The sequence below is a fragment of the Sulfitobacter brevis genome, from assembly GCF_900112755.1.
Classification (GTDB): Bacteria; Pseudomonadota; Alphaproteobacteria; order Rhodobacterales; family Rhodobacteraceae; genus Sulfitobacter; species Sulfitobacter brevis.
This window is the reverse complement of record NZ_FOMW01000012.1, coordinates 66,263-91,626: the sequence shown is the minus strand read 5'-3', so window position 1 is coordinate 91,626 and position 25,364 is coordinate 66,263. Positions and strand designations below refer to the sequence as shown.

The 25,364-nt window shown below is 59.7% G+C and carries 24 protein-coding genes, 1 tRNA gene and 1 pseudogene; 8 read left to right on the top strand and 18 right to left on the bottom strand.

Annotation, left to right across the window (positions count from 1 at the left end; translation table 11 throughout):
• The 3 genes from BM174_RS16140 to BM174_RS16135 all read left to right on the top strand — a co-directional run.
• Positions 1-254: ATP-binding protein (locus BM174_RS16140; RefSeq protein ID WP_177209504.1), on the top strand; the 254-nt coding region annotated here is incomplete at its 5' end.
• A 140-nt stretch (positions 255-394) separates the two neighbouring features.
• Entirely contained in the window at positions 395-580 is a 186-nt protein-coding gene (locus tag BM174_RS20860) for a hypothetical protein (protein ID WP_143092469.1), read from the top strand.
• Between the two features lie 62 nt (positions 581-642).
• Positions 643-717: transfer RNA gene (locus BM174_RS16135), tRNA-Gly, on the top strand.
• A 347-nt stretch (positions 718-1,064) separates the two neighbouring features.
• On the opposite strand, the pseudogene BM174_RS21750 reads toward BM174_RS16135, so the two are convergent.
• Positions 1,065-1,472, bottom strand: a pseudogene (locus BM174_RS21750) (recombinase zinc ribbon domain-containing protein); the annotation flags it as partial.
• Between the two features lie 44 nt (positions 1,473-1,516).
• A complete protein-coding gene (locus tag BM174_RS16130) occupies positions 1,517-1,804 on the bottom strand; it encodes a transposase (protein WP_093924886.1) in 288 nt (95 codons plus the stop codon).
• Between the two features lie 375 nt (positions 1,805-2,179).
• Here BM174_RS16130 and BM174_RS16125 point away from each other — a divergent pair, with 375 nt between their 5' ends.
• From BM174_RS16125 to BM174_RS16115, 3 genes are all read left to right on the top strand, one after another.
• The gene (locus BM174_RS16125; protein ID WP_093924885.1) at positions 2,180-3,982 is read left to right on the top strand and encodes an ABC transporter transmembrane domain-containing protein; all 1,803 of its coding nucleotides are present in this window, start codon (positions 2,180-2,182) and stop codon (positions 3,980-3,982) included.
• Positions 3,983-4,225: 243 nt separating this feature from the next.
• A complete protein-coding gene (locus BM174_RS16120) occupies positions 4,226-6,103 on the top strand; it encodes an acyl-CoA synthetase (protein ID WP_093924884.1) in 1,878 nt (625 codons plus the stop codon).
• Positions 6,100-7,044, top strand: coding sequence for an alpha/beta hydrolase (locus tag BM174_RS16115; protein ID WP_093924883.1), 945 nt, complete (start codon positions 6,100-6,102; stop codon positions 7,042-7,044). Before BM174_RS16120 ends, BM174_RS16115 begins: the two co-directional genes overlap by 4 nt.
• Before the next feature lie 7 nt (positions 7,045-7,051).
• Here BM174_RS16115 and BM174_RS16110 read toward each other — a convergent pair whose 3' ends face one another.
• The gene (locus BM174_RS16110; protein ID WP_093924882.1) at positions 7,052-7,888 is read right to left on the bottom strand and encodes an alkaline phosphatase family protein; all 837 of its coding nucleotides are present in this window, start codon (positions 7,886-7,888) and stop codon (positions 7,052-7,054) included.
• A 174-nt stretch (positions 7,889-8,062) separates the two neighbouring features.
• Between BM174_RS16110 and BM174_RS16105 the strand changes: the two genes are divergently transcribed.
• Positions 8,063-8,536, top strand: coding sequence for a YciE/YciF ferroxidase family protein (locus BM174_RS16105; RefSeq protein ID WP_093924881.1), 474 nt, complete (start codon positions 8,063-8,065; stop codon positions 8,534-8,536).
• 79 nt (positions 8,537-8,615) lie between these two features.
• Here the strand turns inward: BM174_RS16105 and BM174_RS16100 are convergent, their stop codons facing one another.
• The 15 genes from BM174_RS16100 to BM174_RS16030 all read right to left on the bottom strand — a co-directional run bounded on the left by BM174_RS16100 (position 8,616) and on the right by BM174_RS16030 (position 24,844).
• Positions 8,616-10,253: an ABC transporter ATP-binding protein gene (locus BM174_RS16100; protein WP_093924880.1), complete on the bottom strand. Its 1,638-nt coding sequence runs from the start codon at positions 10,251-10,253 to the stop codon at positions 8,616-8,618.
• On the bottom strand, positions 10,250-11,065 hold the full coding sequence (locus BM174_RS16095) for an ABC transporter permease (protein WP_093924879.1): 816 nt from the start codon (positions 11,063-11,065) through the stop codon (positions 10,250-10,252). Before BM174_RS16095 ends, BM174_RS16100 begins: the two co-directional genes overlap by 4 nt.
• A gap of 55 nt (positions 11,066-11,120) precedes the next feature.
• Positions 11,121-12,077 (bottom strand): ABC transporter permease, encoded by a 957-nt coding sequence (locus BM174_RS16090; protein ID WP_093924878.1) that lies wholly within the window; start codon positions 12,075-12,077, stop codon positions 11,121-11,123.
• A 15-nt stretch (positions 12,078-12,092) separates the two neighbouring features.
• Positions 12,093-13,697 carry an ABC transporter substrate-binding protein gene (locus tag BM174_RS16085; protein ID WP_093924897.1) on the bottom strand — a complete coding sequence of 535 codons (1,605 nt, stop codon included), beginning with the start codon at positions 13,695-13,697 and terminating at the stop codon, positions 12,093-12,095.
• Positions 13,698-13,818: 121 nt separating this feature from the next.
• The gene (locus tag BM174_RS16080) at positions 13,819-15,762 is read right to left on the bottom strand and encodes a CocE/NonD family hydrolase (protein WP_093924896.1); all 1,944 of its coding nucleotides are present in this window, start codon (positions 15,760-15,762) and stop codon (positions 13,819-13,821) included.
• A gap of 165 nt (positions 15,763-15,927) precedes the next feature.
• The gene (gene dtd / locus BM174_RS16075; protein WP_093924877.1) at positions 15,928-16,374 is read right to left on the bottom strand and encodes a D-aminoacyl-tRNA deacylase; all 447 of its coding nucleotides are present in this window, start codon (positions 16,372-16,374) and stop codon (positions 15,928-15,930) included.
• On the bottom strand, positions 16,374-17,048 hold the full coding sequence (locus BM174_RS16070) for a nitroreductase (protein WP_093924876.1): 675 nt from the start codon (positions 17,046-17,048) through the stop codon (positions 16,374-16,376). Before BM174_RS16070 ends, dtd begins: the two co-directional genes overlap by 1 nt.
• Positions 17,045-18,157 carry a TFIIB-type zinc finger domain-containing protein gene (locus tag BM174_RS16065; protein WP_093924875.1) on the bottom strand — a complete coding sequence of 371 codons (1,113 nt, stop codon included), beginning with the start codon at positions 18,155-18,157 and terminating at the stop codon, positions 17,045-17,047. Before BM174_RS16065 ends, BM174_RS16070 begins: the two co-directional genes overlap by 4 nt.
• A gap of 86 nt (positions 18,158-18,243) precedes the next feature.
• Positions 18,244-18,864 (bottom strand): cytochrome b, encoded by a 621-nt coding sequence (locus tag BM174_RS16060; RefSeq protein WP_093924874.1) that lies wholly within the window; start codon positions 18,862-18,864, stop codon positions 18,244-18,246.
• Between the two features lie 136 nt (positions 18,865-19,000).
• Complete coding sequence (locus tag BM174_RS16055; RefSeq protein ID WP_093924873.1) at positions 19,001-20,128, bottom strand: SPFH domain-containing protein; 1,128 nt, start codon at positions 20,126-20,128, stop codon at positions 19,001-19,003.
• A gap of 72 nt (positions 20,129-20,200) precedes the next feature.
• On the bottom strand, positions 20,201-21,151 hold the full coding sequence (locus tag BM174_RS16050) for a DUF2927 domain-containing protein (protein WP_245766404.1): 951 nt from the start codon (positions 21,149-21,151) through the stop codon (positions 20,201-20,203).
• A gap of 25 nt (positions 21,152-21,176) precedes the next feature.
• Positions 21,177-22,373, bottom strand: a complete 1,197-nt coding sequence (locus BM174_RS16045) for a toxic anion resistance protein (protein ID WP_093924871.1) — start codon at positions 22,371-22,373, stop codon at positions 21,177-21,179.
• 29 nt (positions 22,374-22,402) lie between these two features.
• Positions 22,403-23,296: a 5-bromo-4-chloroindolyl phosphate hydrolysis family protein gene (locus tag BM174_RS16040; protein WP_093924870.1), complete on the bottom strand. Its 894-nt coding sequence runs from the start codon at positions 23,294-23,296 to the stop codon at positions 22,403-22,405.
• A 3-nt stretch (positions 23,297-23,299) separates the two neighbouring features.
• Complete coding sequence (locus BM174_RS16035) at positions 23,300-23,530, bottom strand: hypothetical protein (protein WP_093924869.1); 231 nt, start codon at positions 23,528-23,530, stop codon at positions 23,300-23,302.
• A 210-nt stretch (positions 23,531-23,740) separates the two neighbouring features.
• Positions 23,741-24,844 carry a pseudouridine synthase gene (locus BM174_RS16030; protein WP_093924868.1) on the bottom strand — a complete coding sequence of 368 codons (1,104 nt, stop codon included), beginning with the start codon at positions 24,842-24,844 and terminating at the stop codon, positions 23,741-23,743.
• Positions 24,845-24,906: 62 nt separating this feature from the next.
• Between BM174_RS16030 and BM174_RS16025 the strand changes: the two genes are divergently transcribed.
• Entirely contained in the window at positions 24,907-25,362 is a 456-nt protein-coding gene (locus BM174_RS16025; protein ID WP_093924867.1) for a nucleoside deaminase, read from the top strand.
• Positions 25,363-25,364: the final 2 nt, after the last annotated feature.

Sequence of the window (25,364 nt, the reverse complement as noted above, 5' to 3'; positions counted from 1 at the left end):
GGGGCCCAGACAGTTTTAACGCCAGCCAGCGGCGCGACCTGATGGAGATCGTCGAAGACAGATATGAAGCCGGATCAACGCTGATCACCAGCCAATTGCCCATCGACGCCTGGCATGACGTGATCGGTGAACCTACCTTCGCAGATGCCATTCTCGACCGTCTCGTACACAACGCATATCGCGTCGAACTCGACGGCCAGAGCATGCGAAAAACCAAACTCAAAACAGGTGACGAAAGCGCCCAAAACGGTTAACTAAAAACTCAGGCCTCGCAGCCGCTAAACAAGGGCGGCCGGATACACCGGTTTAGGTGGCCTGATGTTGTCGGAATGACCGGCCGGATGCCCCGGAATACGCAATGTGCAGGGCATTCACACACCTAAGCCCTTTCAAAGTGAGCTCGAAGACCTATCAGGCAGCATCAATTAATGCCAACTTCGTCCCGCTGAAAGACGATGAACTGAACAAGACGCTGCGACACGCTCGAATGGCTGGTTCGAAGAAGCTGCGTCTTTGCAACGAATGGGGCGGCAGACGGCGGCTATGGGCCGATTGTGAAAAAGGTATGATGCGTGCATGAGCAGTTTTCGCAATCGCTCTCTTGACGCTCTAACACCCATGAAATATGCATCTTTTTGTTGAGCGGGTGTTGTGTAATGGTTAAGACCCCAGTTTTCCAAACTGGAGATGGGGGTTCGATTCCCCCCACCCGCTCCAACAATTCTTTTTCGACAGATAACCTGCAAAGTGCCACTGCATGTTTTGGTTCCCTCTGGAATGCTCTGACGTGCCAATTTCTCATCCAAAACGGCAGCTTCAGAACGCAACTCCACGATCCTTTTTTCGTAGGCTCGTGCGGTCTCGTCATGATGCGTTCGTGCCGCCCGGTCGATCAGCGAACTAACCTCGGTATCAATTTGCCTCTGACGAGTTCGATGCCGAGAAGATTCTTCTTTGGCGGTCGAACGGTAACGATCCCATGCCTCTCGAAACATCCGACTGGCAAGTTCGATTGTCTTGGTAGTTGGCGTCAGACCCTTCATGATGAGTTCAAATTCAGACTCCAGCTTATCTCGCGCGATGGATTTGCCCCGCTGGCTACAACCTTTGTGATGGCAGAGATAATAGGGATACCGCTTGCCAGTCCCACTTGAAGACCAGCACGAGGTCAGGCTGTACCCACATTCGCAGCATCTCAGGAAACCACGCAGAACAAATTCTTGGTCTATGTATTTGCGGGCTGGCGCGACTTTCTTACCGTTCCGTATTACAGGCCGGCGATCTTCGCCGGCTCCATGGTGATATCCTCGCAGATGGCGGCAACAGTATCCAGCGTCAAGTACCGCCGTGACTACCAGTTCGTCGTTGTGTTCCAGCATCAACGCCCCGACTAGACGACTGATGGCCTGCTCGTTGGGGGAAATATCGAAGGCTTTCGTCCTGCGATTGATCTCCTTGTTCAGCCTTTCCAAGAAATTGCTGGAGTTATTTGCCGCCAGTGCGCTTTAGGGAGCGTCTAGTAGGACAGCACGCCGTCTTCGCCGCGTCGCGTCAGTTCGGCGAGATTGCTGTGACGCGGCTGAAAGACTTCAATCAGTCTTGCCCAATGATCCTTGGATTCCGCAAGCTTTTCATGGTCGAAGGCAGTTCTCAGCACGGCTGTGAAAATTTGACGGTCCTTTTTACCGACGCAGGCCAAGGCATTGCGCATGAAGTTTGCCCTGCAACGCTGAGTCGTAACCCTCAGCACTTTAGCGGCTGCGGCCTTCAGCGCCCCGGTTTCTGCTATCATGACTTTGGTCATGGGCGATCTCCTTAATCGATAGGTCAGTTTTGCAACTCAAAGCTACTGGAGAAGGTCCATGACCACCCAGAAAGCCGTGCTGCCTTCGCCTGAGTTGCGCAGGGCTCAACTCAGCCCGCGCTACCGTCGGAATTACACCCAGGCAGGGGGCCCGATCATTTCCGACATATTGCCGACAAAAAAAGCATCGGAACATCTGCTAATACTCTGAAAATGAAATATTAATTAGCAACTGCATCTTTGTCTTCCACGCAGAAGACGTGGGTTCGATTCCCGCCGCCCGCTCCACCCGTCCCCCAGAAGTTTGACCGCGGCGACGCTTGACCCGCTGGCCTGTGCAGGCCATGACCCGCACACCACGATAAAGGACAGCACATGGCACGGCAGGCACCTTCGGGATTCAGCACCAAGGACGAGCGCGAGAAATCGCGCCGGATCGGGGCGCTGCGCAGTCTGGCACCGTATTTGTGGCCCTATCGCGGGTTGATGATTGCGGCCCTGTTAGCGTTGAGCCTGACGGCGGTGATATCCCTGACGCTGCCGCTGGCTGTGCGGCGGGTGATTGATAATTTTGGTACCAGCGAGACCTATCTGCTTGATCAGTATTTTGCCGGAGCCTTGGGGATTGCAGCACTGTTGGCAGTCGGGACCGGCTTGCGCTACGCTTTGGTGACCCGGTTGGGCGAGCGCGTAGTCGCAGATATCCGGCGCACAGTGTTTGATCGCGTCCTAGGAATGAGCCCCGCGTTTTTTGAACGTTTGATGACCGGCGAGGTGTTAAGCCGGATCACAACTGATACAACGCTGCTATTATCGGTAATCAGTTCGTCAGTGTCGATCGCACTGCGCAACGCGCTGATCTTCATCGGTGGACTGGTGCTGATGATGGCGACCTCACCGAAACTGACCGGGCTGGTATTATTGCTGGTGCCTGCCGTGATTGTGCCGATTCTTGTGTTGGGGCGACGCTTGCGCGTAATCAGCCGCGAAAACCAGGACTGGATCGCGGCGTCCTCGGGCAATGCTTCAGAGAGCCTTGGTGCGGTGCAGACTGTGCAAGCCTTTACGCATGAGGACGCGAGCAAGGAACAGTTCGGCGCTATGACCGAGTCCTCTTATGACGCCGCGCGCCGCCGCATTCGCACCCGTGCCACAATGACCGTCATCGTCATCTTCTTGGTGTTTGCTGGCGTGGTAGGTGTGCTGTGGATCGGTGCCCACGACGTGCGGGCCGGCGGCATGAGCCCGGGCGCGCTGGTGCAGTTTGTGATTTATGCGGTGATGGTCGCGGGCGCGGTTGCAGCCCTGTCTGAAATCTGGGGCGAATTGCAGCGTGCGGCGGGCGCGACCGAGCGTTTGGTCGAATTGCTCCACAGCGAGGACAGCGTCAAAGACCCCGCGACGCCGCGCAGTTTGCCTGCGCCTGTGGCAGGGCAGATATCCTTCGAAGCTGTGCACTTCACCTACCCCGCACGCCCCGGTGTTGCGGCGCTGGACGGGGTGGACCTGACCGTCAGCCCGGGTGAAACGGTGGCCTTTGTTGGTCCCTCCGGTGCGGGCAAGACGACCATCATCCAGTTGATCTTGCGGTTTTACGATCCGACAGCGGGGCGCATCACCATTGATGGCGTGGATCTGCGCGATCTGGCACGCAGCGCGTTTCGCCGCTCCGTCGCGCTTGTGCCGCAGGATCCGGTGATCTTTGCAGCCTCGGCTGCGGATAACATCCGGTTTGGTCGCCCCGAGGCCACTGATGCAGAGGTTGAGGCGGCGGCGCGCACGGCTGCCGCGCATGAGTTTATTTCCGCGTTGCCAGAGGGCTATGCCAGCTATCTGGGCGAGCGGGGGGTGATGCTGTCGGGCGGACAGAAGCAACGCATTGCGATTGCGCGGGCGATGCTGCGCGATGCACCAATCTTGCTGCTGGACGAAGCCACAAGCGCGCTGGATGCACAGAGCGAACGGGAGGTGCAGGCGGCAGTTGACAAGCTGAGCGCGGACCGCACGACGCTGATTGTGGCGCATAGGCTGGCGACCGTAAAAAAGGCGGACCGGATTGTTGTGCTGGATGCAGGCAAGATCGTTGCGATTGGCACGCATGACGAGTTGGTCGCCCGCGACGGGCTCTACGCAAAGCTGGCGCGGTTGCAGTTTACCGACGGGATTGTGGCTGAATAGGCCGGCAGATTGCGGTAGCGACTAAGTCTTTTTCTCTACGCATTGGTGCGTAAGGGGGCCAGCCCCCCGAGCCACCCAAGATATTTTTGGTCAAAAACAGGGTAGCGGGAGCTTAAGTCGTTACGTCAATTGATGTGACGTCACGTTTGACGCTTAGCCGCGCTTGCGAAATGCGGCGTTTCACCGCATCCTTTTGCTCAGAGATAACAAGGCTGGAAAACCGGTCTCAGGGGAGGATACGCGATGACATTCGCAGGGATTGAAGATCGAAACGCCATTGAGGCGGAAATGCCATGGGCCGAGCGCGATGTCGCCAAGACGCTGTACGGCATGCTCAGCACTACAACAGAGAAATTCCCCGACAATCGGGCGGTGAGCTACCAGATTTTCTCTGGCCCCAAGGACAAGGCCGAGACCTTGACCTGGAAGCAGCTGCACGGGAAAGTTACCCAGGCGGCTAACCTTTTCCGGTCGTTGGGGATTGGGCCAAAAGATGTTGTGGCCTATGTGTTACCGAACTGTAACGAGACCACGATTACCCTGCTTGGCGGCGCTGTCGCGGGCATCGCAAATCCGATAAACCCGTTGCTGGAAGCCGAGCAGATCGGCTCGATCCTGCGCGAAACCGGCGCGTCCGTCGTGGTGACGCTGCGGCCCTTCCCAAAGACCGATGTGGCCGAAAAGACTGCTGCGGCTGTCAAGCTGGCGCCCGGGGTGCATACGGTTCTGGAAGTTGATTTGGTGCGCTATCTGACGCCGCCGAAATCGTGGATCGTGCCGATGATCCGACCAAAGCTTAAGGCCGAGAACCACGCGCAATATCTGAACTTTAACGCCGAGATTGCCAAGCAGCCGACAACTTTGCAGTTCGAGGATCCGCAAGAAGACCGAGTGGCATGTTATTTCCATACCGGTGGCACCACGGGCATGCCCAAAGTGGCGCAGCACAAGTATTCGGGGCTGATCTATAACGGCTGGCTGGGTCATCGTTTGTTGTACACTGAAAAAGACAACATTATGTGCCCGCTGCCGTTGTTCCATGTGTTTGCCTGCCATGTGATATTGATGGCCGCCGTGCATTCTGGCGCGCATGTCATCTTTCCGACGCCACAGGGTTACCGCGGTGAAGGCGTGTTCGACAATTTCTGGAAGCTGGTCGAGCGCTGGAAAATCACCTTCATCATCACGGTGCCGACGGCGATCTCTGCCAAGATGCAGCGCCCTATTGATGCGGATGTCAGCACTGTGAAGACCGCTTTCTCCGGCTCCGCGCCTCTACCGCTGGAACTGTTCCGGCGCTTTGAGAAGGCGACGGGCATAACGATTGTCGAAGGCTACGGGCTGACCGAGGCGACCTGTCTGGTGTCCTGCAACCCGACTGACGGACCGAAAAAGGTCGGCTCCATCGGGATTCCGTTCCCTTACAGTAAGGTGCGGATCGTCAAGGGCACCGAAAATGGTCCCATAGATGCAGCAGTCGACGAGATCGGCGAGATCTGTGTCTCCAGCCCAGGTGTATATGCCGGGCACACGTATACCGAAGCGGAAAAGAACAAGGACCTTTATTACGACGGTCAGTTCTTGCGCACCGGCGATCTGGGGCGGATTGATGCGGATGGCTATGTCTGGATTACCGGTCGCGCTAAGGATCTGATCATTCGTGGCGGTCATAACATTGACCCCGCCGAAATCGAAGAGGCGCTGCTTGGCCATGAGGCTGTGGCCTTTGCCGGTGCCATCGGCCAGCCAGATGCCCATGCGGGCGAGGTGCCTTGCGCCTTTGTCGAGCTGGTCGACGGGGCCTCGGTGACCGAGGAAGAGCTTTTGGCGTTCTGCCGTGAAAAGGTGCAGGAGCGTGCCGCACACCCCAAGCACATGACCATCATGGATGAGTTGCCCAAAACAGCGGTGGGTAAAATCTTCAAACCTGATTTGCGCCGCAATGCGATCACGCGGGTCTACAACGAGACGCTAGAGAAGAACGGGTGTGCTGCGAGGGTGACCGGCGTGATTGACGATAAAAAGCGCGGGCTTGTTGCTCAGGTTACCTTGAACGGCGCTGGCACCGAGGAGGTCGGCAAGTCGCTTAACGCCTTCACCGGCCAGTGGGAGCCTGCATGACCCAACCGGACTATCGTGCGCTGATCGACGCCGAGATGTGGGCCTATATCCACAAGCTCGACGGGACATACCCGCCTGACGCGGTGGGGATGACCATCGATCAGCAGCGCGAGGTCTATAACGCCATGTGCAAAGTGTTTCATCAAGGCCGCCCCGAAGCGGTCAAGGTGGTCGATACCTCTTATGGCGGCGTGCCGTGTCGGCAATATGAGGCCGGTGCGACGGCCGCCACCGTGGTTTATTACCACGGTGGCGGCTTTGTCGTGGGCGGGCTGGATAGCCACGATGATGTCTGTGCGGAGATTTCTGCGCGTACCGGTTATCGCGTGATTTCGGTCGATTACGGGCTCGCGCCCGAGGTGATCTTTCCGGGCTGTTTCGAGGATGCCTGGGATGCCTTTGCGGCGATCGCTGCACAGGTTTCGGGGCCATTGCTGCTATGCGGCGACAGTGCAGGCGGCAACCTTGCGGCGGCAGTCGCGCATTATGCGCGGGGCCGCATCGAGGGCCGGATTGTCGGGCAGGTTCTGATCTACCCCGGTTTGGGCGGCGATCGGGGGCAGGGGTCCTATGTAACCCATGCCAATGCGCCGCATCTGACAACTGCGGATATGGAATTTTATAAGACGGTTCGCACTGGCGGAGCGATTATGCCGCTGGGTGACCCGCGTTTTGCACCTTTACAGGACACGGATTTCTCGGGCCTGCCGCCGACGGTCTGCGTCACGGCGCAATGTGATCCGCTGGCGAGCGACGGCGAGGCCTACCGCGATGCGCTGCGGGCGGCAGGCGGTCAGGCGGTCTGGATCAACGTCGACGGCATGGTTCATGCCTGTCTGCGCGCGCGCGGGATGTCGCAAAAAGCGGCGGGCTTCTTTGATGAGGTGGTCGGCGCAATCGACGCGCTGGGGCGTGGCGACTGGCCATATTCATCCAGCTAAGAGCCTGCTATTTCAGGAAGCTTTGCGCTTGCATCGTATCGGCCACCGGCGCACCCAATCGTGACAGGATGGTCGGCGCAAGCTGAAGCTGGTCAATCACCGTATCTGCACTTGGTCCCTCGGCGGGGCCGAAATAGTAGAGCGCTGCCTCTTGCTGGAGCGGATCGCGCCCGCCGTGATGACCGCGTTCGTCCTGCCCGTGGTCAGCCGTGACGATGATCTCATAGCCTGCCTCCAGCCATTTGTGGATGAAAGGAGCGAGCATTTCGTCCATCACTGCGCAGGCATGATCCATCTCTTGGCAATCGTGGAAAAACCTGTGCCCCATACTGTCGAGCGTGCAGGTGTGCAGCATCCCGTAGTTAAGGCCAAAGCGCATGCACAAGTTGGTCAGCGTGGCAAAGAGGTCGACATCGGAGGGCGTCATCTGGTTGATCTGGCCGTAACCGGTCATTGTGTGAAAACGACCGTGGTTGATGGTGGCGCTTTCGGGTTCGTCGTATTCGATGTCACGCACATAATCGAACGGGTGGCGGTTGAAAAACTCCGACCAGAACGAATGGGCTACGGCACCGGTGACGCCGCCCGCCTCGCGGACCTGCGCGAAAACATCGCGTTCTTTCAGCCGGAAAACATTGCCGTTGCCGGTGCAGCCATGCACAGCCGGAGTCACCCCTGTGTGGATTGAAGCATAGCACGACGCCGAGATCGACGGCAGCACCGAGCGGACCTTCCAGACCCGCGCTGTGCCCGCATCAACCCAGCCTTCGAGATTGCCAAACAACCTGCGCCAGTTGCGGTAGGGGACACCGTCAAGGATGATCAAAAGCAGTTTGTTGTCCATGGGGCGGCTCCTGTGATGACAGCTCATTTAAGCGGATGCGCCGAGCCAGCACAACGGCTGTCGCAGTGAATTTGCGACGGGCAGATTTCCGCGGGCGCGCAAAACGCACGGGAACTGGCGGCGTCTTGTGCGGTTTTACAGTGACCCCTAACCGCAACAGCATTGGAAATTGAAATGAAGACTTTGTCGGACGCATTCGAACACACGCTGCAGGACATCTACTATGCGGAGAACGCATTGACCAAAGCGCTGCCCAAGGTGCAAGACGCCGCAACGGGCAAGAAGCTCAAAGACGCGATAGCCGAGCATCTTGAAGAAACCAAAGAGCAGATCAAGCTGTTGGACAAGGTTTTCAAATCTATCGGCAAGAAGGCCAGCGGCGAGAAATGTGACGCCATCGAAGGGCTGATCAAAGAGACCGAAGGCATCATCAAAGAAGCCAGCGGCAAGGCCAAGAACGCCATGCTGATCGGCGCTTCTCAGGCTATCGAGCACTATGAGATCGCCCGCTACGGCACGCTGCGTGAATGGGCCAAGGTTTTGGGCCACGACGAAGCGCATGACCTGCTGACCCAGATTCTGGATCAAGAAAAGGCCGCCAACAGCAAGCTGACCAACCTCGCGGTATCAGAAATTAACGAAGCCTGATTGTTTCAGGAACGGGGCAATGTGACCTGCGTTGAGCTATCCTACGCGCCTCCACAAAATCTGCGGGGGCGCGTTGCTTTTAGTTACCGGCACTTTCCATGCGGCGGTGTGCAATTGTCTCTTCCAGCCAGCCGAGTTTCATTTCGGGCACCGAGCTCAGCAGCAGATCGGTATAGGCATCAAAGGGCGGCGACAGAACTTCGGTTTTGGAGCCGTAGCGCACGACCTCACCCTGAAACATCACCGCAATGCTGTCGGCGATCGCTTTTACCGTCGCAAGATCATGGGTGATAAAGAGATATGCCACATCTTCGATTTTCTGTAGGTTTAGCAGCAGCTTAAGGATGCCATCGGCGACCAGAGGGTCCAGCGCGCTTGTTACCTCGTCGCAGATGATCAGCTTGGGCTTGGCCGCCAGTGCCCGCGCGATACAGACCCGTTGTTTCTGCCCGCCCGAAAGCTCGGCCGGATAGCGGTCTTGAAAGCCGTCGCCCAGTTCAATCTCGTCAAGCAACTCCTGAATACGGCGCTGCTTTTCCTTGCCCTTCAAGCCGAAATAGAACTCCAGCGGTCGACCAATAATGGTGCCAACAGTATGGCGCGGGTTCATCGCAGTATCGGCCATCTGATAAATCATCTGCAACTCGCGCAAATCATCAATCGGGCGTGATTTCAGATCGCCGGACAGCACCCGCCCGTCAAAGACAATCTGCCCGACAGAGGGTGGTAGCAGGCCGGTGATCACCCGTGCCAGCGTTGACTTGCCAGAGCCGGATTCACCGACAACAGCCAGCGTCTGACCGGGATGCAATTCCACGTTCACATCCTTGAGGACATCAAAGTCTGTGCCGCGATAACGCGCAGTGATATTCTCGACCCTGAGCAGCGGCGTGTCTGTCGGGGTCTTCTCTTCGTGGCGGATCGAGCGGACCGAGACCAGCGCCTGGGTATATTCTTCACGCGGGGCGTTGATGATTTGGTCGGTGGTGCCGTATTCGACCATCGCGCCTTGTTGCAGCACCATGATGTGATCGCTGACCTGCGCCACGACCGCCAGATCGTGGGTGATATAAAGTGCAGCGACGCCGGTGTCGCGGATCGCGTCCTTGATGGCGGCCAGCACGTCGATCTGGGTGGTCACGTCCAGCGCGGTCGTGGGTTCGTCGAATACCACCAGATCAGGCTCGGGGCAGAGCGCAAGCGCGGTCATGCAACGCTGCAACTGCCCGCCGGAGACCTGGTGAGGATAGCGGTTACCGATGGTTTCAGGCTCCGGCAGGCCAAGCTTTTCGAACAGTGCGATGGCGCGGGCCTCGGCCTCTGCGCGGGTAAACTTCTTTTGAAAGACCGCCGCCTCGGTTACCTGCTCCATGATCTTTTTCGCAGGGTTGAAGGAGGCCGCTGCAGACTGCGATACATAGGTGACCTCCGCGCCGCGCAGGCGCCGCACATCGCGCAATCCGGCTTGGAGCATATCGCGCCCGTTAACCCAAACCTCGCCGCCGGTGATCCGCACGCCGCCGCGGCCATATGCCATAGCCGCAAGGCCGATGGTTGATTTGCCCGCACCGGATTCGCCGATCAGCCCGAGGACCTTGCCTGCTTCGAGTTCGAAATCGACACCGTGCACGATGGCAATGTCGCGGGGCCGCTCACCGGGGGGATAGATTGTCGCCCCGATGGTCAGGTTGCGGACTTTGAGAAGTGGCTCGCTCATCCGCGGCCCCCTTTCAGTGATGTGGTGCGGTTGAGGATCCAATCCGCCACAAGGTTGATCGAGATGCACAGGGTGGCGATGGCATAGGCGGGATAAAGCGCTGCCTGAATGCCGTAGTTGATGCCTTCCTTGTTCTCTTTCACGATGCCGCCCCAATCCGCCAAAGGCGGTTGCACGCCAAGGCCGAGGAACGACAGGGTGGAAATAAACAGCACAGCAAAGATAAAACGCAGACCCATTTCAGCGACCAGTGGCGACAGCGCATTGGGCAGGGTTTCACGGAAGATGATCCAGCCGATTTTCTCGCCACGCAGGCGCGCGGCCTCGACATAGTCCATCACTGTGATGTCCACCGCGACGGCACGGGCAAGGCGGTAGACCCGCGTGCTGTCGAGCAAGCCCATCAGCACGATCAGGATTGTGGTTGTGGTCGGCATCACCGACAGGACCACCAGCGCGAAGATCAGCGAGGGGATCGACATGATCAGATCAACAAAGCGCGACAGCGCCTGATCGACCCAACCGCCCGACACAGCAGCAAAGAAGCCGAGGACGGAGCCGGTGACGAAGCTGAGGATTGTCGCCATCGTAGCGATAAAGATCGTGGTGCGCCCGCCATAAATCAGTCGGGTCAGCAGGTCGCGGCCAATGCTATCGGTGCCCAGCAGGAACTCCGACGAAGACGGCTCCCAGACATCGCCGACGATCTCGGACATGCCGTAGGGGGCGATGAACGGTGCAAGGACCGCCATCAGGAAATACAGGCCGGTAAAGAACAGCCCGATCATGGCAGAGATAGGGATATTCTTCATGATACCCTCCGGTCGTGCGGTGAGAGGGAAGGGCGAACGCTTTGACTGGCACCGCTCATTTCGGATGCCTCAGGCGCGGGTTCGCGAGAATGGATACGATATCCGCAACGAGGTTCAGCCCGATATAGACGGCGGCAAAGATCAGCCCGCAGGCCTGCACCACCGGCACATCGCGTTTTGCCACATGGTCGACCAGATACTGCCCCATGCCGGGGTAGGCAAAGACCACCTCGACCACGACAACACCAACCACCAGATAGGCGAGGTTCAGCATCACCACATTGACGATCGGCGCGATGGCGTTGGGAAAGGCGTGGGTGCGAATGATCCGCAACATGCCCATGCCCTTAAGCTCGGCAGTTTCAATATAGGCCGATTGCATGACGTTGAGAATGGCAGCGCGGGTCATGCGCATCATATGTGCCAGTACCACCAGCGTCAGCACCATCACCGGAATGGCAATCGCGTTGAGCTTTTCGCCCAGGCTCATCCCGTCGTTGATGATCGCCACGGAGGAGAACAGCCCCATGCGAATTGAAACCCAGTAGATCAGCACGTAGCCGATCATGAATTCAGGAATCGAGATCGTAGTCAGCGTCACCGCCGAGATCAGCTTGTCGGGCCAGCGGTCTTTGTAGCGTACCGCGAGCAGGCCGAGGAAAATCGCTAGCGGCACCGAGATAAATGCGGCCCAGAAGGCGAGGAACAGGGTATTTTTCAGACGTCCGCCAAGGCTTTCGGCGATATCGCGCCCATTTGTCAGCGCGGTGCCTAAATCACCCTGAAGAAAACCGCCCAACCAGCTGAAATAGCGGGTCAATGCAGGCTCGTTCAGACCGAGTTCGGCGCGCAGATTGGCGAGGGCTTGGGGGGTGGCAGACTGGCCAAGGATCTGCTGGGCGACATCGCCGGGCAACATCGTGGTGCCGGCGAAAATCAATATTGAAGCTGCAAAGAGCAACATGATGCCCAGCGCTAAGCGCTGGGCGACAAGTTTCAGGATCGGGTGCATCTGTTCAGATGCCCCTCACGCGTTCTTCAACCAGCACTTGACGTGTGACAGGTTGTTCATCACCGGGCCGTTTGGATCGTTGGTCCAGCCGCCGATGTCGTTGGAAACACCAGCCACGAAGTCGTTGAACATTGGCAGGATTACCCCGCCCTCTTCGCGCAGCATCTGGGCCATTTTGGAGTAGATCGCGGTCCGCTTCGCACCGTCCAGCTCTGCTTTGGCCTCGTTCAGCATCGTATCGAATTCAGGACGCTTCCAACGGGTGTCGTTCCAATCCGCGCTGGAAAGATAGGCGGTGGTATACATCTGGTCCTGTACCGGACGGCCGCCCCAGTAGGAGGCGCAGAACGGCTGTACGTTCCAGACTTCCGACCAGTAGCCATCGTTAGGTTCACGCTTGATCTCCAGCGGAATGCCGGCGGCCTTGGCGCTTTCCTGAAACAGGGCGGCGGCATCGACAGCACCGGGGAAGGCGCCATCAGCAACACGCAGGATGATCGGGCTGCCATCATGGCCGGATTTCTGGTAGTGCTCCTTGGCCTTTTCGATGGAGTGTTCACGCTGCGGGATGCTGTCGTCAAACAGCGGATAGGAGGCGTTGATCGGGAAATCGTTCCCGACCGAACCGTAGCCGCGCAGGATCTTGTCCACCATTTCTTCACGGTTGATCGCATATTTCAGGGCGAGCATGACGTCGTTGTTGTCGAAAGGCGCCGTGTCCACATGCGCGATAAACACATAGTGGCCGCGACCCGCCACGGATTCGACGCGCAGATTGGGGGCGCGATCCAGAAGGCTTGCGACCTTGGGGTCGATCCGGTTGATGATATGGACCTGACCAGATTGCAGCGCCGCTGTCCGCGCCGTTGCGTCATTAAGGATCAGCTGTTCAATTTCATCCGCAAAGCCGCGGTTGTCGGCATCCCAGTAATCGTCGCGGCGCTTGAACGCATGGCGCACACCGGGTTCGTCGATTTCAACTGTATAGGCACCTGTACCGATTGCCGCACCGGGATCGTCCATGCCGCCGCCGGGCTGGATCATCAGGTGATAGTCAGCCATCAGGTAGGGCAAGTCAGCGTTCGCTGTTTCAAGCTCGACGATGAAGTTGTCGCCATCGACCTTCATCTCGGAAATGCCTTGCATGATCCCCAGCGCACCCGATTTCGATTCCTCGTTGGTGTGGCGCTGCATGGTCTTCAGCACGTCGTCGGGCGTCATGTCCTTGCCATTGGAGAAGGGGATGCCCTTACGGATCTTGAAGACCCAAGTCTTCGCATCCGCCGAGGCTTCAACGCTTTCGGCCATGCGGTTTTCGATCATGCCTTTGGAGTCGACTTCAACCAGCAACTCGCCCCAGGTGCGGATGTTGTTCAGCGGCGCTTCGGAGGCGACCAATGCCGGATCCTGCGAGTTGGTGCTTTCACCACCCGAGGAGCCGATGCGCATCATTCCGCCGCGCTTGGGTGCCTCATGTGCGTCAGCCTGTGCGCGGCCGGCCAGCATCGAGTTGGCGACAGCCGCCGTCACGCCCAGCGCCGCAGCACGGCCGACAAATTCGCGGCGTGTCATCAAGCCGCTGGCCACTTTGGCCGTCAGGTCCTTGAGTTGGTCATTCATAAAGTCTCTCCCGTTGGAATCATTGGCGCGTTGACGCGCTGTTTTATTGATTGATGGATCAAGCTTGCGCATTTCCCACCATGTCGCAAGCGTTATTCCCGGCGCAGGCCCGACAAGTCGGTCACATATTGGCGCGTTCTATGCGTTCCTCTACGTCACGTTCATAGATCAGTTTTTCGTTCTCGTAGGCCTCAAGTCGCGCGGTCAGATAGAAGTAGGCCGCGTCTGACCACATCTGCGATTTTGTCTCGGTGCGCAGCCGGATATCGCCGCGCTCCATTTCGTCGCTCCAGTGGCAAGCGCCTCTGGCGCTGAGCGGATCATCGGGATCGATGGTCCAGCATTCGCGGGCAATCGAGCCTGCGATCAGCCCGTGATCTGCGTCGCGTAGCTTGCCGAAATCATCGACGATGTTCAAGCTGACCGTGCCGGTGACCAGATCGCGGGTCACGGTGCGGCTGTTGCTGCCAGCGCGAATTTCCTCGGTTTGCCACGGCTCGGCGGCGGTCGGCGGGGCGAATGCGTGTTCGGGCCGCGTGGCGGTCGGACGGACAGGCAGAGCGAGGTGGCCTGCATGCAGTTCAAGCGTTGCGGTTTCGGGCGAGGGCCAGACCAGCGGCCAATAGGCCGAGGAGATCGAGACCCGTATGCGATGCCCCGCAGGCATCTTGTAAGCGATGTGATCCAAGTCGAGCGCGATGTCATAGCTTTGCCCCGGCGTGAGGGGGGCGGGATCGGCGTGACTGTCGCGGTGGCTGAGGTTCAGCACGCCGTAAGTGATCCGCGTTACGGCGCCGTCGGGGTGCAGATGGTTCAGCCGTACCGCAAGCTGGGCCTGCGGTTTATCCGCCGCTAGCGTCAGGTGCAGGCGTGGCGCACCGACGATGTCGGTATCAACTTCCAGCGGTGCTGTGTCGAAAGTAACCGAGCGGGCATCGTCAGCGCGTTGATCCCCCGGCATTTCGGGGCCAAGCCAGATCGCACAGTATTCGCCGCCCTCCATCCCACAGTCATGCGGCGAACGTACGATAGCGGCTAAGGGTCCCGCAGCCCCAAGACCGTCATCGCTCAGGTGCAGGGTCTGGCGCGGCAGATGGCGCGATGCGCCGCTCTGTTCCACAATCCAGCGCCCCGGTCGCTCGGTGTACCATGTAGCGGGGCGCACCCCGTCCATCAGATATGCGCGGTAGTCTGGGTCATCCTCAACACCGGTGTCGATATCCTTCAGCCAACGATCCCACCAGCGCAGCGCCTCTTGCAGAAAGCCGATGCGCGGCTCGGGCACGGCGAAATGGGGGTACTTATGCACCCACGGCCCAACAATCCCCTTGGCATCCGGCAGCGCCTCAACCAGTTGCGGCACCGCGTTCTTATAGGAATCGCCCCAGCCGCCAACGGCCAACACCTTGGCTTTGATGGCACTGAAATCCTCGATCACCGAACCATGCTGCCAATAGGCATCGCGCTTTTGATGGTTGAGCCAGACGGCAGGCAGGAACGGTTCGGCCTCCAGTCGTTCCAGCCACATCTCGCGCCAGTCGTCACGCAGGGCGGGGTCGGGGGCGCGGCTGGAGTAGGACCACATCGTCGCCCCCCAGCCGAGGTTTTCGTTGAGCAGGCAGCCGCCCTTATAATGGATGTCATCAGCAAAGCGGTCGACAGTGGAGCACAGAGTTATCACGGCCTTCAACGGATCAGGGGCCAGAGCCGCCACCTGCAGCCCGTTAAATCCGCCCCAGCTGATCCCCATCATCCCGACCTTGCCGTTGCACCATGGCTGGGCGGCCAGCCAGTTGATCGCTTCGACACAGTCGGCTTGTTCCTGCGGAGCGTATTCGTCAAGCATGACGCCGTCACTGTCGCCATTGCCGCGCATATCGAGCCGCACACAGGCATAACCGCGCTCGGCGAACCACGGATGGGTCAGAGCGTCGCGCGCGTTGGTGCCATCACGTTTGCGGTAGGGCAAATACTCAAGGATCACCGGCACCGGATCGTCGCCCGCATCTTCCGGCATCCAGACGCGCGCCGACAGTCGGCACCCGTCAGAGAGAGTGATCCCCATATCGGCATCCTCGACAATCTGGCGCAGGGAGTTGGGTTGGCGCTGGCTATCGGAGGGGGTGTTCACGGGCGGTTTCCTGACGGTTTAGGAGGCTTTAGCTTCGGCTAAGTATATGCAAAATCATATGAAAGATACAACCCGTTGCGCGAAAACTGTTTGTGCAGATCACGGTGCGTTGGTGTCCAGCCAGATCGTGACAGGACCGTCGTTGGTGAGGCTCACGGCCATATCAGCCCCGAAAATGCCTGTCTTGGTCGGGATGCCCAGTGCCGCCAAATCGGTGGCAAACCCCTCATAAAGCTGCCGCGCAAGATCGGGTGGGGCGGCGCGGGAGAACCCGGGGCGGGTGCCACGCGCGGTATCGGCGGCGAGGGTGAACTGGCTGACCACCAGCGCCGCACCGCCGGTCTGGATCAGGCTGAGGTTCATCTTGCCCGCATCATCCTTGAACAAGCGCATCTTGGAGATTTTGGTGGCAAGAGCGGTGGCGGTTTCCGAGGTGTCATCCGGCATGGCGCAGATCAGCACCAGCAGGCCCTGGCTAATCGCCGAGACCTCGCGGCCCTCAACGCTGACCGCGGCGGCGCTGACCCGTTGAAGCAAAGCACGCATCAGCCGTGCCACGCAATAATATCACCGGCATCAGCGCGTTCGGTGCGAAAACCGTTGATTGGCGCTTCTTCCTGCGCATAACCGAAGGAAATCGCGCAGAGCACGAGCCTGTCGTCGGGGATTTCCAGATGGGCACGGACCTGCGGCGCGTAGGACGCAATCGCTGCCTGTGGTATCGTGGCGATCCCAAGTGCAGTCGCTGCGAGGGTAAAGGCTGCGACAAAGCCACCGGTATCCATCGCGCCGTAGGGGCCAAGCTCTGCCGGAGAATGGACAATCGCCACATGGGGCGCGTCAAACAGAGCAAAGTTGCGCAGCATCTGGGCTTTGCGGGCCTTGCTGTCTGATTTCTCGATCCCCACGGCGTCATAGAGTTGAAAGCCACAGGTGCGGCGGCGGTCGCCGTATGCGCCAGAGTAGCCGGTAGGCCATGCCAGATCGGGACGGGCCGGTGCGCCGCTTTTGGCAAGGTCCATCAGCATCGTGCGGAAGCTTTCGGTCGCTGCACCTTTGGTGATGGCAATCTGCCACGGCTGGGCGTTGCACCATGACGGCACTTGCTGTGCGGCGGTAACGATCTGGGTGATGCTCTCATCCGGCACCGGATCGGGCCGGAACGCGCGACAGGAATATCGCGCCTCAAGGATGTCTGTAAGCGTGTCCATCTGGGTCATTGCTGTTGCGCCGCGAAATAGCCGATGACGCCTGCAACCATCAGGCCCAGCACCACCGCGATGAAGATTTTGACCGCGGAATAGGGGCGCTCCCCCTGGACCTGGCCGCTGCGTCCGTTGACGACAAAACGGTAGGTTTTGCCTTGGTATTTGTATGCTGCCAGCCAGACCGGCAGCAGAATGTGTTTGAACGTGAGATTGCTGAGTTGTGTATCGATGGCATGGACGCGCTGGCGGTCACCGCCGATGTCAAACTTAACGTCACGTTCGATGGTGCGGTCCATGATGGCGCGGGCCTGAACGAACCCGTCTTCCAGCGATACCGCATAGCTTTCGGCGCGAAATCCGGCGAGGTACTCGGGAGCGTAAGGCTCTAGCGCCGACAGATCCCAAGGCTCCAACGCATCGGTGTAGCGTTTTGGCAGCGAGGTCGAGGCCAGCACCAGCACATCGTCAAAGAACCGCGCGACCCGCCCCGAAGCAGGCCGCCAGCGCACTTTAGGCACCTGAACCTGCTCGCGCTTACCGTCACGCATCACAGTTTGGGTGACGTAATAGACGGTGCCGCGTTCGCCTTGATAGCTGGATTTAGTATCGGCGTCATAGGTCCAGTAGGGCACATAGATACCCTGCATGCGGCGGCCTTTGCGGGCGTATTCTTGCAAGCCGTTGGGCGCAAACCACAGCCGCCCGAGCCAATTGGTCATGGCATCGCGCGCGGTTTCCTCGGTCAGCGCAAAGGGCAGCACGGCGCGGGGCTTGATGTGGCGGTTGAGGCCGGTGTCGATGACAACGGGGGTGGCGCAAAACGGGCATTCGGTCGCGTGACTGCCAGGATCAAACTCGACCTGAGCGCCGCAATTGGGGCAAGAGGTGACGCGGATTTCTTCCATCTCCGCGTTGGGCAGATCTGCCTCCAGCCCCGCTTGCAAATCAATCTCGCGGATCGGTTGGGTGGCGAAGCCGCCGCCTTCGATCGGGCGGGTATTGCCGCAGTGATCGCAGACCAATAGCCCTGCAAGCGGATCGTACCGCATGTCGGACCCGCAATTATCACAAGGAAAGCGGTGCTCGGAGAGGGGTTGCGCGGGCAAGGGGGCGTCGGGCATGAAGGCTCCATCTGGGTGCTGGGCAAGACATAGCGCTGATGGCATGGGCAGGCCAGTCCCGCCGTGCAGATTGACGTCGTCGGAGGCTAGAGAAACCGGTGCAGCGCCTTGGGGGCCATGATGCGCAAGGCGTTGTCGCGCAGGCGCAGGTGCCGCCAAATATGAAATCCCGCGTGCGCAACGACCAGCAGGGCGAGCAGGTAGAATTCGTATATATGGATTTGTCCGGCAATCTGGTTGGCGCCGTGCAGGCCAAGCGGCGGCGCGAAGGGCAGGATGCCACCGGCCTTAAGCAAGGTGGCGGAGGTAAGGCCAAGCAGAAAGCCGGTCAGGGCCACGCCGAACAGCCCCCAGATAAGCGCAGTGTGGAGCCATCGGTGCAGCCGTCGTGCCCAGAGGGGCAGTTTTGGCCCCGGACGGCTGGCAAGGCCGCGGCGCAGGTATCCGGCGGTCCAGAGCAGGCAAAGCGTCACGAAGACAAGCCCAAGCAGCGAGTGGATTTGAAAGGCTGTGGGGCCGAAGGGCAGCACATCTGACGGGGTAACCAGCAAGAACCAGATCAGCAGCGGCAGGACGGACCAGTGAAGGGCTTTCAGGGCGCTGCGCCGGTGCGGCAAATGGGCGAAAAGCACCGCTTTCAGCCGCTGACGTCTTGTGGACTTGCAGAGCTGCGTATCGGGTAGATTGATGGCGGGGGCGTGGGGCATGTCTGCAGGCACGTTGCGAGAGGGCGTAGAGTTTCGGGGACCCCAACGACAGAACGCGGGTTCAAGCGTGCGCGCGGAAAGACCAAGGGCGCTGCCCCCGGACTCCCGCGATATTTCCGGTCAAAAAGCGGGGAGGTCAGGCTCCGGGTGGCGGCGGCGGCAGGACGGTGAAAAGTTGCGCCAGTTCGGCGACGTCTTCGGCGCGCTGCCAGCCATCCTGTCCGGGTGTCCAGACGTGGCTTTGTCGGGTGAGGCTGCCATCGGCAGCTTTGCGGCCCATTGCTGCTTTGGAGAAAGGGCCGGTGGTTTGGCCATCAATCGCAATGTGCCAGACATGTTCGACCGGTGGTGGTGGTGGCGGAGGTGTGGCCGCAACGGCGGGGGCCGCTGTGGCCGCAGGACGTGCGCCCCATGGGCCGGCAGCGGCAGCGGCGGCCTGCCCGATTTGCATACCAAGGCCTGCGCCGAGGCCGGTCTGCATCGCGGCACCCGCAGCACCGTCGCGGCCCAAGGCTTCGGCGGCTTGGAACTGGGTGTATTGGTTCAGATCGCCAATCACGCCCATTGAGGTGCGCTTGTCCATGACCGCCTCGACGGCGGGGGGGAGGGAAATGTTTTCGATATAAAGTTCGGGGATGGTCAGCCCGTACCCAGCGATGGTTTTCGAGATTTCCGTACTAACCAGCTTGCCCAACTCCCGCGTATTGGCGGCCATATCGAGCACGGGAATATTCGACAGCGCGATGGTGCGCGAGAATTCCTGAACAATAACGTTGCGGATTTGGTAACTGATTTCGTCCATGGTGAATTCGCCGTCGGTGCCGACGATTTCAGACAAAAAGGTTCCCGGATCACTGACGCGCACAGAATAGGTGCCAAAGGCGCGCAGGCGGACGGGACCAAATTCAGGGTCGCGGGCGATGATCGGGTTCTTGGTGCCCCATTTCAAGTCGTTGAACCGCGTGGTGTTGACGAAGTAAATTTCGGATTTGAAGGGGCTTTTGAAGCCGTGGTCCCAGTGCTGCAGCGAAGTCATGATCGGCATGTTGTTGGTTTCGAGCATATAGAGACCGGGCGTGAAAACGTCTGCCAACTGGCCTTCGTGGACAAAGACCGCTGCCTGACCTTCGCGCACCGTGAGCTTTGCACCGTATTTGATCTCGTGGCCGTGGCGCTCGAACCGCCAGACCATCGTGTCGCGGGTATCATCGGTCCAGTGGATGACATCGATGAATTGGCCGGAGAGAAAATCTAGAATGCCCATGGCTGTTGTCCTTCAAATTGGTCTGGAGGCGGGGTCGGCTCCGTTCGTATGGCCCGTGAACGCGCCGCGTGGCTAGACGGGTCCGCCGGTCAATTCGGCGGCGATGGTGCGGACGATCGGCATCGCCTGTGCGGCGCTCATCCCGATCTTGAGACGTGGATCGTAAAGCATCTTCAGAAGTAATTCATCGTGGCGGGTTAAAAGCGCGAATTCATCATCGTCATTGAAGATAGAGGGCCGTGCGCCGGGGCTGTCATTGGCAAGGCCCAACCCTTGCGCCAATTCCTCGTGAACACAGGAGAGGCGCAAAAGATCGGGGTTTTCGGCGCGGATCACGGCGACGGCTGCGGTATAGGTATTGGCTTGTGGTCCCGCAGCATAAGCCGCCACGGCGCAGTAAGTGTCGCGGCGCATATTGGCCATGGCGCGCAGGCTGTCGGCTGTGATGCCGGGCATGCGCGTCGCCGCATCGGCCAGCGCTTCGACGCGGTTGTCTTCGGAGGCGACGATAACGATGAAGTTGGGCGGGCCAGACAGGGAGATCGGATGGCCGGTCACACGGGCGAGACGCGCGACATAGGCGCGGATATCTGCGGTATCGCTGGCTTTCTGTGACGGCTGCACGTTCTCGCCAAAGATGATTTCCATCCGCACGGGGGCAGTCCAGCGGCGCAGTGGGCTTGCACCACCACGTCCGGTGAAATTGCCGTCGTATTCGTTGAAGAACGCAATCTGTTCGAAATTGCGGGCCAACATCTCGGCAGTGAATGGCGTGTCGGGGCCGCCGCCATCTTCGCGCAGCAGCCCTTGGGTTCTTTGGGTGTCTTGAACATCGTGCAAATAGTGGCGCAGCATGGCGCTGCGCTTTGAGGTGGGCTGTGCCACGACCGGCGCGGGCAGGGCGACCTTGACGGGGCGCGCCTGAGGTTTCAGCGAGGGTTCGGGCGGGGCGACCTGCTCCACGGCACAGCCTGCGGCCGCGATGACCGCGATTACCGCAACAGACCGTCGCAGGGCCCGAATTTTCACACCTAAACGCATATATTACTCAGCTTGGTATCGCCCCACCCGCTGTATCGCCGAGACCAGTTTTCTTGGCCTTGGCAGATGCTAACGTGTCACGCAGCTTGGCTTCCATTTCCTGTAGTTCTTTCTCGGCGGAGGCGCGCTTCGCCTTGCCTTCATCCGCGATTTGCAGCGACTCTTCGATGGTGCCGATCAGGTCCGCATTGGCCTGTTTCACCGCTTCGATGTCGAACACCCCGCGCTCCATCTCTTGGCGAATGATCTTGTTGCTGTCACGTAGATTTTTCGCGTTCGAGGTCAATAATTCATTGGTCAGATCGTTGGCTTCACGTACGGCATTTGCCGCCTCGGCGGAGCGTTGGATCGTGACGGCCTGCGCCAGCTGGGTTTCCCATAGCGGCACGGTATTGACCAAGGTCGAATTGATCTTGGTGACGAGGCTTTTGTCATTTTCCTGTACCAGCCGGATCGAGGGCAACGATTGCATTGTCACCTGACGGGTCAGTTTAAGGTCATGCACACGGCGCTCAAGATCGTCGCGCGCGGCACGCACATCGCGCAATTCCTGCGCTTTCATTACCTGATCATTTTCGGGCGCTGCGGAGACTTCTTTTTCCTTTGCGGGAATCGTGGTGCTGTCCAGTTCGGCCAGCTTGGCTTCGCCAGCGGCGATGTAAAGCGCCAGCTCGTCATAAAACTGAAGGGTCTTCTCATAGAGCATGTCGAGCGATTTGATGTCCTTGAGCAACGTGTGCTCATGGCTCAGCAGGTTGTCGGTGATGCGGTCGATCTGGCCTTGGACCTGCTCGAACTGGGCGGTGAATTTTGCAAAGGGTGCGGCGCGGCCCAGCAATTTCTCCCACCAGCTCCGCTCGCGGCGCACGTCCAGTTCCGAGACCGAAAAGCCGCGAATGGTGCTGACAATATTGCGCAGGCTGTCGCCCGCTGGGCCAACATCCTTATTGCGCACGCCAGCCAGCATGGCTTGGCTGATTTCTTGCAATTCGGCCTGAGCGCCAGAGCCGAAGGAGACGATAGACTGGGTATCGTCCATGTCGATCTCGCCCATACGGCGGCGGATTTCGGCGCTGGCGGGCGCATCGGCTTGTTCCAGCGACACGACCGCATTGGCCTGCGCCGGATCGGGCAATACGACGCCGGTGACCTCTTGGACCATAGCAACAGACTGGGTGGCTTTTTCGCGGACAGAGTCAGACATAGGGGCGGTTCCTTGGATGGTGTGTGGGGTCAGGGGGCCGGATTAGGGCGTACCCCTTCGCGGGAAAGCCGCTCGCGCAGCACGTCGATTTCGATATTCAGATCGTCGCGATCATCCAGCAGTGATTTCTGGGTCCGTGCGGCAAAATTGGTGTCTAGATCATCCAGCAGGGCCAGATAGTCCGTGCGCGCTTTGGCGTCTTGGGTGCGGCTGTAGATATCGGCAAATTTGATCGTGGCGTCGCGCGCCCCTTGCAAATAAACACTCAGGTATTTGCGGGCGGTGGTCAGATCGCGGGGGTCTTCTTCGACGGTGCGGATCAGGGTGCGGGCGGTGCGCTGGAATTCGGTCAGCCGTGCCTCGGCGGTGCGGTCGCCGGCGCGCTTCATCGCGTCGCTCATGGCGGCGAGCACTTTTTCTGCTTCGTCCACAACCCGCGCAACGCGGTCTTGCTGGAAGGTATCAATGCCTTCCATCCCTTTGTTTTTCAAAGGATCAATGCCGAAGGCGACAGCGTGCAGAGCAGTGGCGCAAAGCCCGTAGAGCACGGCGGCCACCAGATCGCTTGCTACCTCCAGATGCGCGACTACAGCAAGCGCGGTGCCAAGGCCCGCTGCAGCAGCAGCGAGGATTTTGCGCGGGATAGCGGGGCGGCGGGCGACTTTGCGGGCGTGAAAGGCAGCTTCGGCGACCACACCCTCACGCAGTAACCAAGCGCCCAAGCCCAGCACAGCAGCGCCGACCAGCCCGAATGTCAAACTTTGTGCGCCATCACTGAAGGTGGTGGCGAGCAGGACAACGGGGGGCAAAAACATGATATTGGCACGTCCGCCAACGGGATCGACCTCAACCCGCCCGCGCGGGGTGGTCTGTGGTGATCGGGTATCATCGGGGCTGAATTGGCCGCCAAACTTTTTCGCCATGTCTCAGAGCCCTCCGAGCCAGCCGGAGGTCACGCCAAACAGCAATACGATCAAAGCGATATAGGCAACTTTTTGGTATCCGCTCGGTGCCATTGGGCCTCCGTCATTTGAGCCGAACATCGGGCGCAGTGCACGTTGCCCTGATTTATACATCTCGTTTGAAACTGATACCAGAATGATGACGATGGCAACGCAGACTGCCAATAGTATCAGAATAAGAAATAATCTGCCCACGCACCCTCCGGTTTTACCAGCATAAGCGGAACTTCCTGCCATTGCCAACCATCGGCCAGCCGCGGCGCGGCGTGGCGACAGGATGGCAAAGGCCAAAGCCCGCACCGACCCAAGCTGCCCGAGGGCGTATCAGACCGGTTCGTCTTTCAACGCGGCCAAAGCCCCGCGGGTTCAATATAAGATGGGTCGATCGCCGGACAAGATCGCCAATCAGCGCGGTTTGCGCGGACCGGTGGGCTTGCGGGGGCCGCCAGCGGGGCGGGGTCCGGCGCTGCGGGGGGCAGAACCGGCAGGCTTCGGGCCAGATTTGAAGCCCGCGTGCGGGCCTGATTTAGGTCCGGATTTCGGGCCCGATCTTGGACCGGACTTGGCTGCAGACCGTGCGTCGCGGGGGCCAGTTGCGCCGGGTTTACCAGCGCCAAAACGCTTGGGCTGCTCCATCTCTTCGGCGCGCGGCAATCCGGGTTGGCCCGCACCACCAAAGCCACCAGGCTTGCGGCGGGGGCCGCGATTGACTTGAGTGGGTTTCTTGACGGCTGTGCCTGTCGGGTCTTCAAGTTCGATACCCAGCTGTTCACGCACAGTTTTGCGGCGGATCTCTTCGACCTCTCCCGGCTTTAATTCGCCAAGCTGGAACGGGCCATAACTGATCCGGATCAAGCGGTTAACTGACAGGTTCACGGCTTCCATCGCGCGGCGGATTTCGCGGTTTTTGCCTTCGCGCAGCCCGATGGTCAGCCAAGCGTTGGCACCCTGCTGGCGGTCCAGCGTGACGGTCATCGGCTGGAAGTTTTCGCCGTCCACCGTGATGCCCTTGCGCAGCGGCTCAAGCGCATCTTCGGAAGGGCGGCCATTTACGCGAACACGGTAGCGGCGCAGCCATCCGGTGGCTGGAAGCTCGAGCTTGCGCTTGATGCCGCCATCATTGGTCAGCAGCAACAGCCCTTCGGAGTTGATATCGAGCCGCCCGACAGAGACCACGCGTGGCATGTCTTCAGGCAGATCGTCGTAAATCGTGCCACGGCCTTTTTCGTCACGGTTGGTGGTCACCAATCCGGTCGGCTTGTGGTACAGCCACATCCGCGGCGGCTCAGGCTCACCCACATGATTGCCGTCGACGGTGATGCGATCAGACTCGCTGACATTCAAGGCGGGCGAGAGGATTTGCGCGCCGTTCACCCGCACGCGGCCTGCTTCGATCATCCGCTCGGCTTCGCGGCGCGAGGCCACGCCTGCGCGGGCCAGAACCTTGGCGATGCGGTCGCCTTTTGGCGTGTCAGAATCGGGCGTGTCGGAGGGGGGCTTTGTGCTCATGAACGTCGCTTAGCCTGTTTGCGGGACTTGCGAAAGGGTGGCGTTCGGGTAGACGTGCATTGATGGTGTTCCGCACTCATATGGAGGCCGCCTTACAAGAGGCCGAAGCTGCAGGTGCACGCGGCGAGGTGCCCGTGGGAGCCGTTGTTGTTGACCCGACTGGCGCGGTTGTGGCGCAGGCGGGTAATCGGACCCGCGAGTTAAGCGACCCTACCGCCCATGCCGAGGTGCTGGCGATCCGCGCGGCCTGTGCGCAGGCCGGATCAGAACGGCTGATAGGCTATGCGCTTTACGTGACACTTGAGCCTTGTGCGATGTGCGCCGCTGCGATTGCGGCCGCGCGGGTGGCGCGGTTGTACTACGGCGCATCCGACCCCAAATCCGGAGGCGTGGCACAGGGCGCGCGGGTGTTCTCGCATCCCCAGTGTCACCATGTTCCAGAGGTTTTCGACGGGATCGCAGGTGAAAGAGCCGAAGCGATGTTGAAGGATTTTTTCGCCGGAAAGCGGAAGGGGTAGAT

What these genes read in the sequence shown, in the direction of transcription:
- BM174_RS16100 (WP_093924880.1), bottom strand. Translation starts at nt 10,253, where the DNA reads ATGAGCGAGCCACTTCTCAAAGTCCGCAACCTGACCATCGGGGCGACA.
- BM174_RS16105 (WP_093924881.1), top strand. Translation starts at nt 8,063, where the DNA reads ATGAAGACTTTGTCGGACGCATTCGAACACACGCTGCAGGACATCTAC.
- BM174_RS16030 (WP_093924868.1), bottom strand. Translation starts at nt 24,844, where the DNA reads ATGAGCACAAAGCCCCCCTCCGACACGCCCGATTCTGACACGCCAAAA.
- BM174_RS16060 (WP_093924874.1), bottom strand. Translation starts at nt 18,864, where the DNA reads ATGCCCCACGCCCCCGCCATCAATCTACCCGATACGCAGCTCTGCAAG.
- BM174_RS16085 (WP_093924897.1), bottom strand. Translation starts at nt 13,697, where the DNA reads ATGAATGACCAACTCAAGGACCTGACGGCCAAAGTGGCCAGCGGCTTG.
- BM174_RS16070 (WP_093924876.1), bottom strand. Translation starts at nt 17,048, where the DNA reads ATGACCCAGATGGACACGCTTACAGACATCCTTGAGGCGCGATATTCC.
- BM174_RS16090 (WP_093924878.1), bottom strand. Translation starts at nt 12,077, where the DNA reads ATGCACCCGATCCTGAAACTTGTCGCCCAGCGCTTAGCGCTGGGCATC.
- BM174_RS16125 (WP_093924885.1), top strand. Translation starts at nt 2,180, where the DNA reads ATGGCACGGCAGGCACCTTCGGGATTCAGCACCAAGGACGAGCGCGAG.
- BM174_RS16025 (WP_093924867.1), top strand. Translation starts at nt 24,907, where the DNA reads ATGGTGTTCCGCACTCATATGGAGGCCGCCTTACAAGAGGCCGAAGCT.
- BM174_RS16130 (WP_093924886.1), bottom strand. Translation starts at nt 1,804, where the DNA reads ATGACCAAAGTCATGATAGCAGAAACCGGGGCGCTGAAGGCCGCAGCC.
- BM174_RS16065 (WP_093924875.1), bottom strand. Translation starts at nt 18,157, where the DNA reads ATGCCCGACGCCCCCTTGCCCGCGCAACCCCTCTCCGAGCACCGCTTT.
- BM174_RS16115 (WP_093924883.1), top strand. Translation starts at nt 6,100, where the DNA reads ATGACCCAACCGGACTATCGTGCGCTGATCGACGCCGAGATGTGGGCC.
- BM174_RS16055 (WP_093924873.1), bottom strand. Translation starts at nt 20,128, where the DNA reads ATGGGCATTCTAGATTTTCTCTCCGGCCAATTCATCGATGTCATCCAC.
- BM174_RS16110 (WP_093924882.1), bottom strand. Translation starts at nt 7,888, where the DNA reads ATGGACAACAAACTGCTTTTGATCATCCTTGACGGTGTCCCCTACCGC.
- BM174_RS16045 (WP_093924871.1), bottom strand. Translation starts at nt 22,373, where the DNA reads ATGTCTGACTCTGTCCGCGAAAAAGCCACCCAGTCTGTTGCTATGGTC.
- BM174_RS16040 (WP_093924870.1), bottom strand. Translation starts at nt 23,296, where the DNA reads ATGGCGAAAAAGTTTGGCGGCCAATTCAGCCCCGATGATACCCGATCA.
- BM174_RS16120 (WP_093924884.1), top strand. Translation starts at nt 4,226, where the DNA reads ATGACATTCGCAGGGATTGAAGATCGAAACGCCATTGAGGCGGAAATG.
- BM174_RS16080 (WP_093924896.1), bottom strand. Translation starts at nt 15,762, where the DNA reads ATGGGGATCACTCTCTCTGACGGGTGCCGACTGTCGGCGCGCGTCTGG.
- dtd (WP_093924877.1), bottom strand. Translation starts at nt 16,374, where the DNA reads ATGCGTGCTTTGCTTCAACGGGTCAGCGCCGCCGCGGTCAGCGTTGAG.
- BM174_RS16095 (WP_093924879.1), bottom strand. Translation starts at nt 11,065, where the DNA reads ATGAAGAATATCCCTATCTCTGCCATGATCGGGCTGTTCTTTACCGGC.